The sequence below is a fragment of the Paraburkholderia pallida genome, assembly GCF_004524855.1.
Classification (GTDB): Bacteria; Pseudomonadota; Gammaproteobacteria; order Burkholderiales; family Burkholderiaceae; genus Paraburkholderia; species Paraburkholderia oxyphila.
Map to the genome: position 1 here is coordinate 2,695,579 of NZ_CP038148.1, position 13,571 is coordinate 2,709,149.

General features: G+C 63.4%; 18 protein-coding genes and 1 tRNA gene. 15 read left to right on the forward strand and 4 right to left on the reverse strand.

The features are described 5' to 3' along the window. The first annotated feature begins 215 nt into the window (after positions 1–215). The 12 genes from E1956_RS12180 (at position 216) to E1956_RS12230 (ending at position 8,247) form a co-directional block, all read left to right on the forward strand. On the forward strand, positions 216–1,526 hold the full coding sequence (locus E1956_RS12180; RefSeq protein ID WP_167760003.1) for a tyrosine-type recombinase/integrase: 1,311 nt from the start codon (positions 216–218) through the stop codon (positions 1,524–1,526). A 274-nt stretch (positions 1,527–1,800) separates the two neighbouring features. Beyond that, complete coding sequence (locus E1956_RS12185; protein WP_134749151.1) at positions 1,801–2,034, forward strand: helix-turn-helix domain-containing protein; 234 nt, start codon at positions 1,801–1,803, stop codon at positions 2,032–2,034. A gap of 139 nt (positions 2,035–2,173) precedes the next feature. After that, positions 2,174–2,656 (forward strand): hypothetical protein, encoded by a 483-nt coding sequence (locus tag E1956_RS12190; RefSeq protein ID WP_134749153.1) that lies wholly within the window; start codon positions 2,174–2,176, stop codon positions 2,654–2,656. After that, entirely contained in the window at positions 2,653–3,906 is a 1,254-nt protein-coding gene (locus tag E1956_RS12195; protein ID WP_134749155.1) for a hypothetical protein, read from the forward strand. The genes E1956_RS12190 and E1956_RS12195 overlap by 4 nt, the downstream gene beginning before the upstream one ends. A gap of 22 nt (positions 3,907–3,928) precedes the next feature. Next, positions 3,929–4,180 (forward strand): hypothetical protein, encoded by a 252-nt coding sequence (locus E1956_RS12200; RefSeq protein ID WP_134749157.1) that lies wholly within the window; start codon positions 3,929–3,931, stop codon positions 4,178–4,180. Between the two features lie 176 nt (positions 4,181–4,356). Further along, complete coding sequence (locus E1956_RS12205) at positions 4,357–4,839, forward strand: phage terminase small subunit P27 family (protein ID WP_167760005.1); 483 nt, start codon at positions 4,357–4,359, stop codon at positions 4,837–4,839. 15 nt (positions 4,840–4,854) lie between these two features. Beyond that, positions 4,855–5,124, forward strand: a complete 270-nt coding sequence (locus E1956_RS12210) for a hypothetical protein (protein ID WP_134749161.1) — start codon at positions 4,855–4,857, stop codon at positions 5,122–5,124. A gap of 13 nt (positions 5,125–5,137) precedes the next feature. Continuing rightward, positions 5,138–5,875, forward strand: a complete 738-nt coding sequence (locus tag E1956_RS12215; RefSeq protein WP_134749163.1) for an HK97 family phage prohead protease — start codon at positions 5,138–5,140, stop codon at positions 5,873–5,875. A 9-nt stretch (positions 5,876–5,884) separates the two neighbouring features. Further along, the gene (locus tag E1956_RS12220) at positions 5,885–7,054 is read left to right on the forward strand and encodes a phage major capsid protein (RefSeq protein ID WP_134749165.1); all 1,170 of its coding nucleotides are present in this window, start codon (positions 5,885–5,887) and stop codon (positions 7,052–7,054) included. Between the two features lie 147 nt (positions 7,055–7,201). Then, on the forward strand, positions 7,202–7,363 hold the full coding sequence (locus E1956_RS46100; protein WP_167760006.1) for a hypothetical protein: 162 nt from the start codon (positions 7,202–7,204) through the stop codon (positions 7,361–7,363). 30 nt (positions 7,364–7,393) lie between these two features. Further along, positions 7,394–7,819: a hypothetical protein gene (locus E1956_RS12225; RefSeq protein WP_134749167.1), complete on the forward strand. Its 426-nt coding sequence runs from the start codon at positions 7,394–7,396 to the stop codon at positions 7,817–7,819. Between the two features lie 221 nt (positions 7,820–8,040). Then, positions 8,041–8,247 (forward strand): hypothetical protein, encoded by a 207-nt coding sequence (locus E1956_RS12230; RefSeq protein ID WP_134749169.1) that lies wholly within the window; start codon positions 8,041–8,043, stop codon positions 8,245–8,247. Between the two features lie 4 nt (positions 8,248–8,251). Here E1956_RS12230 and E1956_RS12235 read toward each other — a convergent pair whose 3' ends face one another. The 3 genes from E1956_RS12235 to E1956_RS12245 all read right to left on the reverse strand — a co-directional run bounded on the left by E1956_RS12235 (position 8,252) and on the right by E1956_RS12245 (position 9,885). Continuing rightward, a complete protein-coding gene (locus tag E1956_RS12235) occupies positions 8,252–8,809 on the reverse strand; it encodes a hypothetical protein (protein ID WP_134749171.1) in 558 nt (185 codons plus the stop codon). Between the two features lie 271 nt (positions 8,810–9,080). Next, positions 9,081–9,157: transfer RNA gene (locus E1956_RS12240), tRNA-Met, on the reverse strand. Positions 9,158–9,339: 182 nt separating this feature from the next. After that, positions 9,340–9,885, reverse strand: a complete 546-nt coding sequence (locus E1956_RS12245; protein ID WP_134749173.1) for a PadR family transcriptional regulator — start codon at positions 9,883–9,885, stop codon at positions 9,340–9,342. A 262-nt stretch (positions 9,886–10,147) separates the two neighbouring features. Between E1956_RS12245 and E1956_RS12250 the strand changes: the two genes are divergently transcribed. Continuing rightward, a complete protein-coding gene (locus E1956_RS12250; protein WP_134749175.1) occupies positions 10,148–11,134 on the forward strand; it encodes an NAD(P)H-dependent flavin oxidoreductase in 987 nt (328 codons plus the stop codon). Positions 11,135–11,253: 119 nt separating this feature from the next. Here E1956_RS12250 and E1956_RS12255 read toward each other — a convergent pair whose 3' ends face one another. Next, the gene (locus E1956_RS12255) at positions 11,254–11,883 is read right to left on the reverse strand and encodes a 2-hydroxychromene-2-carboxylate isomerase (RefSeq protein WP_134749177.1); all 630 of its coding nucleotides are present in this window, start codon (positions 11,881–11,883) and stop codon (positions 11,254–11,256) included. 79 nt (positions 11,884–11,962) lie between these two features. Between E1956_RS12255 and E1956_RS12260 the strand changes: the two genes are divergently transcribed. Then, entirely contained in the window at positions 11,963–12,691 is a 729-nt protein-coding gene (locus E1956_RS12260) for an SDR family oxidoreductase (RefSeq protein ID WP_134749179.1), read from the forward strand. Between the two features lie 89 nt (positions 12,692–12,780). Next, positions 12,781–13,566: an exodeoxyribonuclease III gene (gene xth / locus E1956_RS12265; protein ID WP_028216853.1), complete on the forward strand. Its 786-nt coding sequence runs from the start codon at positions 12,781–12,783 to the stop codon at positions 13,564–13,566. Positions 13,567–13,571 lie beyond the last annotated feature (5 nt).

Below are 13,571 nucleotides of genomic sequence, written 5' to 3' on the forward strand. Positions count from 1 at the left end.
CTTTCGTCATGCGGGCTTCGAGAATCCTGCTTGGTTGCGGGGGTAGGATTTGAACCTACGACCTTCGGGTTATGAGCCCGATTCTGCTTGTTCACCCATGCCTCCGGTCGGCCACGCCTGTTTAAAAATCAAAGACTTAGAGCTATAGTGGGTTCCTGTTGGCTATGGCGGTTTCTTGCCGCCAGCGCCCAAATTACCGCCCAAACGGAGCCACTATGTCGAAAAACAAGGTCACCATCAGCCGCGAGTTCCTGCGCACCCTTGCCGCGAACGGCAAGTTTCAGGAATATGCCGACGCCGCGCTCACCGGCTTCAAGGTGCGCGTCACGCCAGCCGGAACCGTGCAGTTCACCGTGCGTTACTACAAACCGGACGGCAAAGCAGGCCGCAAGGCCATCGGCACGTACCCGGCCATGCAGGCGACCGAGGCGCGCGAAGCCGCCCGTGCCGAACTGGCCGAAACGCCGCTCAAGCGCGACACCCCCGCCGTGGTCGAGGAAAAGAAGCGCCGCCGCGCTGAAAGCGTGCGCCGCACGGTCGGGTGCCCCACCGTGCGCCAGTTCTGCGACGGCGATTACCGGGCTTACCTCGAAGCCAACGAAATCAGCACGGCCAACGCCGACCTCGTGCTGGCCTCCTTTCCCGAAATGCTCGACCGCCCGATTGACGAAATCACGCCCTGGCTGCTCGAAGGCTGGAAGTCGCGCGTAGCGAAAACCGGCGTGAAGCCCAAAACCATCGCGAACAAGCTGCACGCGATTCAGGGGATGTTGCGCGTGGCGATGAAGGCCGGGCACATCTTTGACAACCCGGCCAAGGAAGTGCCGCGCAACGGCAAGGCCGACGTCATCGTGCGTTACCTGAGCGCCGACGAACGCGAGCGCCTGTATGCGGCAATGGAGGCCCGCGAGGAAGCGAACCGGGATGCGCGCCAGCGCACCATCGCGCATCGCCGTATGCGAAAGCAGACGCCCCCGCCTTCGCTGCGCAATGTGCGCTACACCGACCACGTGCAACCGTTCGTCGTGACCGCGCTCAATACCGGGATGCGGCTTGGCGAACTGTTCGCCCTGCAATGGGGGGACGTGGACTTCGAGCACAAGTCGATCCACGTGCGCCGCGCCGTAACGAAAGACGACGAGCGCCGCGACATTCCGATCACCGACGAACTGCTCGAATGCCTCACGGCATGGAAGCCGCTCGCGCACAAGCTGTTCGTGTTCGGCAACCCGGAAACGGACGCGCCGCTTACGGACGTTTCAAGCGCATGGGAGGGGCTACTGGCAGCAGCGGAAATCACGGCGTTTCGCTTTCACGACTGCCGCCATGACTACGCCAGCAAACTCGTCGCGGCGGGCGTGGACCTGAACCGCGTGCGTGCCCTGCTCGGGCATAGCGATCTGAAAACCGTGTTGCGCTACGCGCACCTCGCGCCCGACCACCTGCACGACGCGATCAACACGGCGTTCAACGCGCCGCGTAAAGCCGCGAAAAAGCGTGCGCCGAGCAAGACCGCAGCAGCGTGAGACCACCGCGTTTCACCAAGCCCCGCCGCCCCTCGAAGCGCCTGCCACCCGGCAGGCGTTTTTGCATCTGCGCCAGAAATATTTTTTACGTGCTGGTGTTTTCCCCGACTGAATCGCGCCACGCTATGTCCGCTATAGATGCGTTTCTAGGGCCGCTGTTAACCACTGTTGGCAATGGCGCTTCGTGGCGGTTCGGCAGCTTGCAATGCGTATGTCGCCCACCTAGATTCGTTCGTGTTCAACCGTGTTTTACAAAAAACCACCGGAGGAAATCATGGGCGAAGTTCAGGTGCAGCACGCGCCGAGCGGCGGTGCAATGACCGTCAACGAATTCTGCAAGCTGATGCACATCAGTCGCGCGATGCTGACCAAGCTGCGCCAGCGTGGTGAAGGCCCCGAGATCATGTTCGTGGGCCGCAAGGTGTTGATCACGCACCGCGCCGCCGAACAGTGGGCGCGCGAACTGGAAACGAAGTCCAAGGCGGCAAGCACCGCCGAAGCCGCGTGACGTAACACCCTACGCCCGCGTTCGTCGGGCGATCACAAAATCTCTGCCGCGTATCGAGGACGTTTGTGGGTCGGGCCGAAAGGCTCGACCTGTGATCGTTTGCGCCTGCCTTGCGAACGCAACGAAACGGAGATAACCGATGGACAGGAAAAAAGAAGGCCGCCATGAAGGGGCGGCCAACGATGACGACAAAACCTTACGTGTGAGCAGCGACGATCGTAGTCCGAACGATCCGCTGACGCAAGCGTCGGCGCTCGACGTGCTCACGCGGTTGTGCGATGCGGGCGTGCAGTTGACCGTTGACCCGCCCGGAATCTACTACTACGGCCACACGTTTTCACTCACCCCGAGCGAAGCGCTCGACTACGTGCGCGACCCTGATGCCGTAGTTGCAGGGATTCATGGCGTGAGCGTTGAAACCCTGAACGCGTGGCGGGACGCTGGCGGCATGTACCGGTGCCACGCGACCACGCGCCAGGGCAAGCGGTGCCTCCGTGCGGTTGCTGGCGAGAGCGATTGTGTTTATGACGCGGAGGCAGACCCGGCGAAGTGGATCGAATTCGAACGGCACGGCTACTGCTGCACGCAGCACGGCGGCGAGCGCAAGGGAGGCCGGTCATGAGCGGCGTCGCCATCAAGTTCGCGATGGAATGCGAAAGCTTTCCCGATTGCCCTGCCATGAGTGCGGAAGAGAAGTGGTATCTCGCTCGCGTCTGCTTCGCGGCGGGCAAAGCCGACGACCTTGTGCGCAAGTCGATAACGGAACTGGCGACGCTCGCACACGTCAACGTCGACTCGGCGCAAGGCTATACGCGTGACTTCATCGCGTGGGGCGTATTGAAATTTACCGGCGACTATTGCGGCAAGACAAAGCGCATTCCGATCTACAAAGTCACCCCCGAGTGGGCATCCGGTGCCGCCCTCATTGCGCCGTCGCGCGCTGCAACAGAAAAGGTGAACAAGGCGAAGCGCAGGACGAAGTCTAATACCCCGCACGGTGTCGCCTATTCGCCCGGTGAAATACCCGACACGAAGGTGGCGATTAAGACGGCGAAATACCCTACACCGTGTGGCGGAAATACCCTACACGGTGTGGCCTCAATACCCGACACGGTGTCGGGTATTAACGCGCCCCTCTATATAAGGGGTTTACAAGATAACCAACAAGGTAACGACAAGGAGAGCGACAAGGAGGCCGTCGCTCGCGTGAATGGTCACGACGCGCCGCAGCCCCTCGCCGGGGAGGCGTCGCATGTTGCTGCGCAACCCGCGACCGCCGTCGCCTGTCCGGTTCCCGGCGCGCTTCCAGATGGCAAAGCGACACCGGTCGCATTCGGCGCAGCCGAAGGCGATGCCCGAGCGGCAGCGGCTACGGCCTCCGATGATCACAATCCATCCGGCACCGTCGCCGCTGCACGCGTTTTCCAGCGTGCGGCGGTTACGGCCTCAACTTCACAACCGACGCATGAGATACCTACGCGCGCGAACGGGAAGTGGCCGTATGAAATGGCGAAGATCGCAAAGCGGCTCACCGACGAGGATCGCGCCGATCCGAGGTGCATCGCGTTTGCAAGACGGCTCGTCGAGCACAACGGCGGCGGCTTGCCAAGCACGCCATTCGATCAACGCATCGTTGCAGAACGTCTGCCGGTGCTTGCACGTGCCGATGTGACCGATGCCGAATTCGATCGGGCGGTGGCGAGAGCGGTAAAGCACTACGGCTCGCCCACGTGGCTCGGCGTCATGAGATACCTGCGCGACGGCATTGGTGAGCGCGAATACACCACCACACCGCAGAAGGCCAAAGCCCCTTTTGATCGGCCCGCCACTTCGGCGGGCACCTATGTCCCCGGCAATACAACCCGGCATTGAACGCACAGCCAAGGAGGCAGCAATGGACACCGAGATCGAAACACTGGCGAACGAGGCTGCACGCTGGCTCGCGGCTGCAAGACGCAGCTTCGACCGTGAGACGTTTCAGGAGGTCATGCGAGCCGAGGCGAACGGCGCGCGGCTGGTGTGTGTGGCAGACGGCACCGGCTGCGTGAGCGTCGCCCTGATGGACGGCGTGCATGTGATCGCCGCGCTCTTTGAGATCGATGCCGATGGTCACCGTGTCGTGCGTTCGCTGCGCGCCATGCAATGACCTCTTGCCTCGCCTCGCCGTGTTGCATACGCTTCGGGAAGCGAAACGTTTGTTGCGAGGCGAGGCGAGGCGAAGGCGGGCGGCGGGGGCGGATCGAATGTTCAAACCCGATTCCCGAAGCACCCCCCGCCCTGCTTTTTTTTCAAGACGGCAATTCGGCAACAGGGGGTCAAACCATGTCCCGGCAACGCAAACCGACCGCGCTGCACGTGATCGACGGCACGTACCGCGCCGATCGCGCGCCGCGCAAGACCATGAAGCCGAGCGAGACGATGCCGAGTGCGCCCGCACATGTGCAACGTGATCCGCTGGCCTATACCGAGTGGCGACGGCTGGCGAAAGTGTTCGCAGGCATGGGCGTCATCACGCCGCTCGACCGTGGGGCGCTCGCGATCGTGTGCATGTTGTGGGCGCGCGTCGTACAGGCCGACAACGTGCTGGCGAAGATGGCGGCGCGCGATCCGAATACGCACGGTCTGATCGTCATGACGACGAACGGCAACGCCATCCAGAACCCACTCGTGGGCACCGCAAACCGCGCGATGTTGATGTACCTGCGCGCGTGCCGCGAGTTCGGCATGACGCCTGCCGCACGCGCAGGGATCGAAATGGCCCCGGACGTGCCCGCATCGGGCAAGCCGTCGAACGGCTACTTCTAACGCAGGAGCCTTGCCATGACCGATGACGTGTCTACCTATCGCGATCTGCTCGATACGAGCGCCGCAGTGATCCGGGCCGTGTACATGATGCTCGACGAGGAAACGCAGGCCATCGCGGAAGCCGCGCTCATGGATCACCACCGCCTCGCGATCATTGCGGACGCAACGGGCTTCCTGCTCGTGCTGCTCGACGAAACGAACGGACTGCCCGTGCAGACGCTGGCGAGTGTGAATGCCGTGACCGGCAAAGAGACGCTGTACGGCCTCACGCGCGCGTCGCATTGAATGGGGGGGTGTGATGGACGACTCGAAATTCGATGACCTGCCCGTGCATGGCGCGGTGCTGGTGAATGAGGTGAAGTTCGACGTGCGAAAGAGCGGATCGTTTTCCGGCTACGCGAGCGTGTTCGGCAACGTGGACTCGACCGGCGATATCGTCGATCGCGGCGCATGGGCCGAAAGCCTCGGCGTGAAGAAGTCGGTGCCGCTGCTGTTCAACCACCGTGTCGACAACCTGATCGGGCGTGCGCTCGATCTGCGCGAGGACGATGTGGGCCTGCACTTCGCAGGGCGGCTCACCGAAGGCGTGCAGCTTGCCGACGACACCTACAAGCACCTCAAGGCCGGTGCGCTCGATGGCGTGAGCGTGGGCTATCGCATTCAACCCGGGGGCGCGACGCTCGATGGCGAAATCCGTCACATCAGGCGCGCGTCCCTGCTCGAAATTTCCGTGGTCGTTGCGCCCGCAAACACTTTGGCGCGCGTCGATCCGGCATCGCTGAAGGAAGCGAAAAGCGAACGCGAGATCGAGGCCATCCTGCGGGATGCAGGCTGGTCGAAGGGTCTCGCGTGTCAACTGATCAGCGCCGTGAAGGGGCTACGCGTGGAACCGGGGGAGCCGGTCACGTCCGTCTTGCAGAGGGATTCTGTGGACGCCTCGGCACTACTGGCGGCGATCCGGCAACCGGCAGCAGTGGGCAAGCACGAAGCGCAATGGCCGTATCGAGGCGGCGCGGAACCCCACTGGTGTTTCTAGGGAAAAATCATGGACCTCATGGAAGGAATCAAGGCCGCACTGGCCGAACGCGATCAGCGCGTTGATAGCGCGCTCGCGAAGAACGCCGACGACATGACGAAGCTGATGGAGAAGGTGAGCGGTTTTGACGTGAACCTGATCGACCTCGGCCAGAAGATGGCAAGTTTCGATCCCAGCGAACGCGCGGGTCGTCGTCGTGGCAACCGCTCGCTCGGATCGGTTGCGGCGCAGGAACTGCTCGACGGCTACAAGAGCGGTAACGGCCCCGCAAGCGTGAAGGCGTTCTTCGACGTTGAAACCAAGGCGGTGCTCTCGTCGATTGGCGATGCGGCGGCGGGCTATCCGGTGCCACCGGATCAGCAGCTTGTCGCGCCGATCGTCCTGCCGTATTTCTGGACCGCGCTCGCGTCGGTGCCGACCACCAGCAACGTGATTCAGGTGGTGCGCGCAACCTTCACGAACGCCGCCGACGAGGTGGACGAAGGTGCGCTCAAGCCCGAAAGCACGAACGAGTTCGAACCGGAGAACGTGCCGGTTTCGACGATCGCGACGTGGAAGCAGGCAAGCCTTCAGGTGCTCGACGATGTGGCCGCGTTGCAGGGCTTCATCGACACCGAACTGCGCGATGGCGTGAACCAGAGCACCGACCGCGCGGTGCTCTCGGGTGCGGGTGGTGCGAACCGCATCAAGGGTCTCATGAAGGCGGGCACGCAGCAGGACGGCGCATCGGACGGCAACCTGCTCGACACCGTGCTCGGTGTGGTCGCCTCGCTGCAAGCCAAGGGTGCAACGCGCGTCGTGGTCGGCCTGAACCCGCTCGATATCATCGGCATGGCGATCATGAAGTCGGTGGATGGCTCGTACCTGCTGAACCCGCTCTCGCCGCTGACCGGTGTGCTCGGTGCGCAGTTCGTGCCGAGTGCCGCGATCCCTCGCGGGCAATACTGCGCGGTCGCCACGCCGCAGGGTGCTTACGTGGCGCTGCGGCAGGGTATGTCGGTGGCCGTGTCGCGCGAGGACCGCGACAACTTCGTGAAGAACATGGTCACGATTCTGGCCGAGCACCGGCTGGCGCTCGCGATCCCGCGCCCCGACCTCGTGCTGTACGGCACGCTCGTCCCGGCTGCTGATGGCGGTGCCGCTGCGAAGGCAGCAGCCGCTCACAAGGCAACGAAGTAAGGGCTGCGGTGCCCTGGATGCTCATGCCGGGGCGCACAACCGGGCCGCTGCCTCCCGGGCAGGTATGGCAGCAGCTTATGCAGTGGGTGTTAGCCCCCGCGAGGATTCCAGGCTCTTTGCGGGGGCTTCTTTCGTCGGGAGGCAGTCATGCACAAGCCGAAGATTTCCAAGCCCCGCACTTCGACGGTCAAGCGTGTAGCGAGCATCAAGAGCGCGCCGACGATCAAACGCACATCAACGATCAAGCACAGGTCAAAGCGCAAGCGCCCATCGAAGGCCAAGGGCACACCGAGCATCTGGACCATCTAACGCACACCGCTTTCGTCGGGAGAGCCAACCATGTCATTCACGCCGTGCCTCGTATGGGTCACCCCGGGCGTTCGTCAGCAACTGATCGAATACGCGAGCCTGCAAAACGAAATGGTCGAGCGCATTGGCGGCGATCTGGTTTGCGAGGCCCTGCGTGCGCGCAACGCGCCGCCCGCGACGTGGGTGCCCCCGTCCACCGAGCCACCTGCCTTCGATTACCCCGACGATGATGAACTGCCCGAAGTCGCGCCAGCCGACCGGACCCGTACCGTGGCTGAACAGTTCCTGCTCGATCTGCTCGCGGGCGGCAGGCGCTCAGGCAGCGAGGTGAGGACGCAGGCGGGCGGCGCGGGTATTCCGTGGCACGCGGTCAACGTTGCCGCGCAGCGCCTTGGTGTGCACAAGCGCAAGGGCGACGGCTACAACGGGGCGTGGTGGTGGACGCTGCCCGGGTAGCGCGGGTCAAAAGGCTGGCGGCTTGAACCGCTGCACCCTCGCAAACCATTCGTTCTCAACGAAATGGGAAAAAGTCGTTTTTGCCCAGGCCGCGCGCCTCGGGACATACCCGAGGTTTTCCTTCCGCCTGCACACCCGGTATTCCCGACGCCATACCGGCCCCTCGACGGCCAGTGCGTGCTGCGCTACCTTCGCGCCTTTCGTTTCCCACGGAGCGCGCCATGCCACGCAAAGCACCGCAGAACATCTCCCCAAACTTGGGGGCACATACCCGTCGTTTCTCGGTCACGTTGAGCGGCCCGCTGCTCGCGCAGGTGCTGGCCGCTGCGCGCCGTTCAGGTGCCAGCGTGCAGGACCTGATGCGCCTCGGCATGGGGGAACTGCTCGACCGGCACGACGAACGCGTGCGGGCGGCGAGCGAGGCGTAGGCAGCTACTTCCCGGGTTCGAACTGCTTCGTTGCCTGCGCGGCGGCGTTGGCCACGTCGAGCAGCTTCTTGTGGTAGTCCGCCGCGAAGGCTTCCATATCTGCGGGATAGCGCGTGTTGGGATGCTTGCCTGACCACTCGGGATAGAGAAACGTGGCGTAGTAGTAGAGCGCGGCGGCGAGAGCAGCATCGAAGCTCGGGTAATTCGCCACGTTGCCACCGAGATCGATGTGCGCCGCGAGCTTGTCGCGGTAGTCCTTCATCTCGGCGTGGTACGCGTCCCACTCGTCGGCGGTCTTTCCCACGGCTGTATAAAGGCCGGTGCGGAAGGCGTCGTGCTGGTTGTCAGGCACAACCTTGGTCCAGTGTGTGTCGTCCCTCCGGCTTCCGAAAATCTTGCACCACTCGATCAGGCCGTAGTCGAGCGACGCGCCCATCGTGATACGCCAGAAGTCGACCTTCGTATCCGGCACCGCCTCGTGCAGCACACGCTTTAGCGTAACGAGCCGGACGAAGGACCAGATGGTTTGGATGTGCAGTTCGACGGGTTCCGGCAGCGGCATGGCTGGCCTCCGTTGGGAAACGGACAGCGGGGCCGCAAATCGGGCCGTGGTGCCGCTGGCCGGGTCAGGTGCGTGGGTCAGGAAGGGTAGCGTGTGCAAAGCCGTCAGCGACCCGGAAACGACGAAAGCCCGCTAAGAAGCGGGCCGATGCCGGTTGCTATGGGCGCTGCTTTTGGCCGTTTTTCGCGGCCAGCGCCCACATAGCGCCCAAATTCGAAGAAAAATCTTGCTCCCGAAAATGGGCTAAATCGCGGAAAGCCTTACTGGGCTTTGGTTGCGGGGGTAGGATTTGAACCTACGACCTTCGGGTTATGAGCCCGACGAGCTGCCAGACTGCTCCACCCCGCGTCCGTCAGAGAAAATAATTATAGGGGTATGCAGTCGTCACGTCAACTCTTTTTCCAAACATTCGGTCTGCGCACTGGCTTGTCTACATCGGCAGCGTTCAAGCTCGCCTCACGCCAGCAATACATGCCAAGGCCAATCAATTCGGAATCCGAACATAATCGTGCGGCAACGCTTCTCACGTCCTACGCATCGCCGCGATTCAAAAGCGGACGAAGTTCTTCGGCCCATTCGAGCCACGATTCCTGCGTCTGTATCCCGGCCTTGAGAATCGCATACTGCAATTGCTGGCCGCGCGTAAGCGCCGGCGCGCCGAAATCGCGCTGCTCGATCGCGCGATAAGTCTCGAGGCGCTCACGCGCATCATCGATGAGCCGAGGCAGTTCCTCGTCCAGTCCAAGCGGACCGATTACGGCGTCGGCGCGCAACTTCAGCAAGAACACGTTGCGATCGTCCACGCCCAGTTGCGTTTCGCGCACCCAGCGCTCGACCTCCTCGCGCCCCGTCGGCAGCACGCGATAGACCTTCTTGCGCGTGGCGGCCGCGTCTGCCACGCCCTCCTCGACGACCGCGACCCAACCAGCCGACACCATGCGGCCAAGCTCGCGGTAGATCTGCTGGTGCGTGACCTGCCAGAAATAGCCGATCGCCCGGTCGAAGCGCCGGGCGAGGTCATAGCCGGAGGACGGCTTTTCCAGCAGGGCAATGAGGATGGCGTGCGGTGTCGACATGGGGCGATTCTAAACCACGCCCCTGCGATGCCGCCCCGGTTTATCGCCTGCTGAGCGCCAATCGATCCGACACTGAATACGGGCACTATGCAACTAGTTGCATAGTGCCCGTCAGTTTGTTATGTTTGACCCTGCCGGCTCGCAAGCGCGGGCGCGCAACGCGAACCACATCGCAGCGCCCACGCCGGGCCGCCGCCTTTCATCAGCTTTGCATGGGATGGGACCCACCGCCACGCCAGGTCCCATCGACAAGGAGATACGCATGGCCCTGCCCGCCGTCCTGCGACGCGGCCTCTCGATTCCCGTCGTCGGCTCGCCGCTTTTCATCATTTCGAATCCCAATCTCGTGATCGCGCAGTGCAAGGCGGGCGTGGTCGGCTCCTTCCCCGCGCTGAACGCGCGCCCCGAGCACGTGCTGGGCGAGTGGCTCGACCGCATCACGACCGAGCTCGCCGAATACAACGCGAAGCACCCCGAGCAGCCCGCCGCGCCGTTCGCGGTCAACCAGATCGTCCATAAGTCGAACGACCGCCTGCAGCACGATCTGGGCGTGTGCGCGGAGTACAAGGTGCCCATCGTGATCACGTCGCTGGGCGCGCGCGAGGACGTGAACCAGGCCATTCACGCGTGGGGCGGCATCGTCCTGCACGATGTGATCAACAACACGTTTGCGAAAAAGGCCATCGAGAAAGGCGCGGACGGCCTGATCGCCGTCGCGGCCGGCGCCGGTGGCCATGCGGGCACGCTCTCGCCGTTCGCGCTCATCCACGAGATTCGCGAATGGTTCGACGGCCCGCTGCTGCTCTCGGGCGCGATCGGCAACGGCAACGCGATTCTCGCGGCGCAGGCTGCGGGCGCGGACCTCGCGTATGTCGGCTCGGCCTTCATCGCCACCCATGAAGCCAATGCGATCGATGCCTACAAGCAGATGATCGTCGAGAGCGGCGCGAGCGATATCGTCTATTCGAATCTCTTCACCGGCGTGCACGGCAACTATCTGCGTTCGAGCATCGTGGCGAGCGGCCTGGATCCCGAAGCGCTGCCGCAATCCGACCCGTCGGCGATGAACTTCGGCTCGACGCGCGTGAAGCCGTGGAAGGACATCTGGGGTGCGGGCCAGGGCATCGGCGCGGTCAAGGACGTCCTGCCCGCGGCGGATCTGATCGCGCGCCTGAAGCGCGAGTATGAAGCGGCGCGCGAACGCCTCGGCGTGGTGAGCGCGAGCACCGAGGCAACGGCCGCAGCCTGAGCCGCGACGCAGGCAAACCCAGGCAAACACTCGGGGAACGCATGGCATACACCGGCGTTCCCCGCACTTGCGCGCAATGCGCACGCGCCGAGCGCGTGAAGCACCGCGCGCCCCTCCGTTCAAGCCGACGTTTTCACGCGCGCAATCTCCTCTTCGACGTCGCGCAAGCGGTCCTTGCCGAAGAACATCTCCTCACCAACGAAAAAAGTCGGCGCACCAAACGCGCCGCGTTCGAACGCGGCCTGAGTGTTCGCGAGCAACGTGCCCTTGACGTCTGCATCGCCGAGCGCCGCTTCAAAGCGTGCCGCGTCGAACCCGTCCGCCTCGAGCGTCGCGCGCAATACCTGCGGGTCGTCGAGCTTCAAGCCATCCTCCCACATGTGCGCGAACATGCGGTCGACGTAGCGCTCGAACAGCCCCTCGACACCCTCGCGTTGCGCGGCGACGGCGCCGCGCATGAGCTGCAGCGTGTTCACGGGAAAATGCGGATTCATGCGATACGCCGTGAGTCCATGCGTGTCGACGAAGCGCTGCAGCTCCAGCATCATGTACTTGCGCTTGTTCTCGATGTGCGCGGTGGTCTCGGCCGGCGAGCGGTTGCCGGTCAGCTTGAAGAGTCCGCCGAGCAGGATCGGCACATACTCGAAACGCACGCCCTGGCGCGCCTCGATGGCCGGAATCACCTTGTGGCTCAGGTAAGCGTTAGGACTGCCAAAGTCGAAAAGAAACTGCACTTTCACTGTGCTCATCGTTGCTCCTCCATTTGTGCGTGAAATGCTTTGACGCATATTCCCCCATGCAGCCTGACATGACAAGGAGACAAACATCATGACCCAAAAGAAAGCCGTGCTCGTGATCGGTGCAGGCGACGCCACCGGCGGTGCAATCGCGCGTCGCTTCGCGCGCGAGGGCTACATCGCGTGCGTGACGCGCCGCCATGCCGACAAGCTCGCGCCGCTCGTCGCGCAAATCGAGGCTGAAGGCGGGGTGGCACACGCGTTCGGCTCGGACGCGCGCAAGGAAGAAGACATGGTCGCGCTATTCGCCGAAATCGAGGCGAACATCGCACCCGTCGAGGCCGCGATCTTCAATATCGGTGCGAACGTGCGCTTCGACGTCACCGAAACCACGGCGCGCGTCTATCAGAAGGTCTGGGAAATGGCCTGTTTCGCGGGCTTCCTGATGGGACGCGAAGCGGCCAAAGTCATGCTGCCGCGCGCACGCGGCTCGATCTTCTTCACGGGCGCGACCGCGAGCTTGCGCGGGCGTGCGGGCTTTTCCGCTTTTGCGGGCGCCAAGCACGCGCTGCGCGCGCTCGCGCAATCGATGGCGCGCGAGCTTGGGCCGCAGGGCATTCATGTCGCGCAAATCATCGTCGACGGCGCGATCGATACGGAATTCATCCGCGAGAATTTCCCGGAGCGCTACAAGCTCAAGGAGCGCGACGGCATCCTGAATCCCGAGCACATCGCCGATGCGTACTGGACGCTGCACCAACAACCGAGGGATGCGTGGACGCACGAAATGGATCTGCGGCCGTGGATTGAGGAATGGTAAGCCGATGAGCTGTGCAGCGCAGCAGCGGCCCGGCTTGCTTCTTCGAGCGCTATGATTCGGTATTTGGCCGATCCACAGTTCACCCATCCATGAAAATCGCCACCTGGAACGTCAACTCCCTGAAGGTCCGTCTGCAGCACGTCATCGACTGGCTCGGGCAGAGCAACGCCGACGTGCTCTGCCTTCAGGAACTCAAGCTCACCGACGACAAGTTCCCGCGCGCCGAACTCGAAGCACAAGGCTATCGCAGCTGGTTCACGGGCCAGAAGACCTATAACGGCGTGGCCATCCTCGTGCGCGACGGCCTCGCCGTCGACGAGGCCACAGTCGTGCGCAACATCCCCGGCTTCGAGGACCCGCAGCAGCGCGTCATTGCCGTCACGGTGGAAGGCGTGCGCATCGTCAGTGCGTACTTCCCCAACGGCCAGGCGCCCGGCTCCGAGAAGTTCGCCTACAAGCTGAACTGGCTGAACGCGCTGCACGACTGGCTCATCGTGGAGATGCAGCAGCATCCGAAACTCGCGCTGCTCGGCGATTACAACATTGCGCCGGAAGACCGCGACGTGCACGATCCCAAAGCCTGGGAGGGCCAGAACCTCGTCTCGCCCGAAGAGCGCGCGCAGTTTCAGCGCCTCATCGCGCTCGGCTTCGTCGATGCGTACCGCCAATTCGAGCAGCCCGAAAAGATGTTCTCGTGGTGGGACTATCGCATGTTCGCATTCCGCCGCAATGCGGGGCTGCGCATCGACCACATCCTGCTCTCGCCCACGCTCGCGCCTTCGCTCGTGTCGAGCGAGATCGACAAGGTGCCGCGCAAGTGGGAACAGCCGTCTGACCACACGCCGGTCGTGGCCGATCTGACGATTGCGGGCTAAGCGTC

Bases quoted from the DNA above. Each gene is read 5' to 3' on its own strand.
- E1956_RS12190 (WP_134749153.1), top strand. From the start codon at position 2,174: ATGGACAGGAAAAAAGAAGGCCGCCATGAAGGGGCGGCCAACGATGAC.
- E1956_RS12230 (WP_134749169.1), top strand. From the start codon at position 8,041: ATGCCACGCAAAGCACCGCAGAACATCTCCCCAAACTTGGGGGCACAT.
- E1956_RS12195 (WP_134749155.1), top strand. From the start codon at position 2,653: ATGAGCGGCGTCGCCATCAAGTTCGCGATGGAATGCGAAAGCTTTCCC.
- E1956_RS12215 (WP_134749163.1), top strand. From the start codon at position 5,138: ATGGACGACTCGAAATTCGATGACCTGCCCGTGCATGGCGCGGTGCTG.
- E1956_RS46100 (WP_167760006.1), top strand. From the start codon at position 7,202: ATGCACAAGCCGAAGATTTCCAAGCCCCGCACTTCGACGGTCAAGCGT.
- E1956_RS12260 (WP_134749179.1), top strand. From the start codon at position 11,963: ATGACCCAAAAGAAAGCCGTGCTCGTGATCGGTGCAGGCGACGCCACC.
- E1956_RS12200 (WP_134749157.1), top strand. From the start codon at position 3,929: ATGGACACCGAGATCGAAACACTGGCGAACGAGGCTGCACGCTGGCTC.
- E1956_RS12235 (WP_134749171.1), bottom strand. From the start codon at position 8,809: ATGCCGCTGCCGGAACCCGTCGAACTGCACATCCAAACCATCTGGTCC.
- E1956_RS12245 (WP_134749173.1), bottom strand. From the start codon at position 9,885: ATGTCGACACCGCACGCCATCCTCATTGCCCTGCTGGAAAAGCCGTCC.
- E1956_RS12180 (WP_167760003.1), top strand. From the start codon at position 216: ATGTCGAAAAACAAGGTCACCATCAGCCGCGAGTTCCTGCGCACCCTT.
- E1956_RS12255 (WP_134749177.1), bottom strand. From the start codon at position 11,883: ATGAGCACAGTGAAAGTGCAGTTTCTTTTCGACTTTGGCAGTCCTAAC.
- xth (WP_028216853.1), top strand. From the start codon at position 12,781: ATGAAAATCGCCACCTGGAACGTCAACTCCCTGAAGGTCCGTCTGCAG.
- E1956_RS12225 (WP_134749167.1), top strand. From the start codon at position 7,394: ATGTCATTCACGCCGTGCCTCGTATGGGTCACCCCGGGCGTTCGTCAG.
- E1956_RS12205 (WP_167760005.1), top strand. From the start codon at position 4,357: ATGTCCCGGCAACGCAAACCGACCGCGCTGCACGTGATCGACGGCACG.
- E1956_RS12220 (WP_134749165.1), top strand. From the start codon at position 5,885: ATGGACCTCATGGAAGGAATCAAGGCCGCACTGGCCGAACGCGATCAG.
- E1956_RS12210 (WP_134749161.1), top strand. From the start codon at position 4,855: ATGACCGATGACGTGTCTACCTATCGCGATCTGCTCGATACGAGCGCC.
- E1956_RS12250 (WP_134749175.1), top strand. From the start codon at position 10,148: ATGGCCCTGCCCGCCGTCCTGCGACGCGGCCTCTCGATTCCCGTCGTC.
- E1956_RS12185 (WP_134749151.1), top strand. From the start codon at position 1,801: ATGGGCGAAGTTCAGGTGCAGCACGCGCCGAGCGGCGGTGCAATGACC.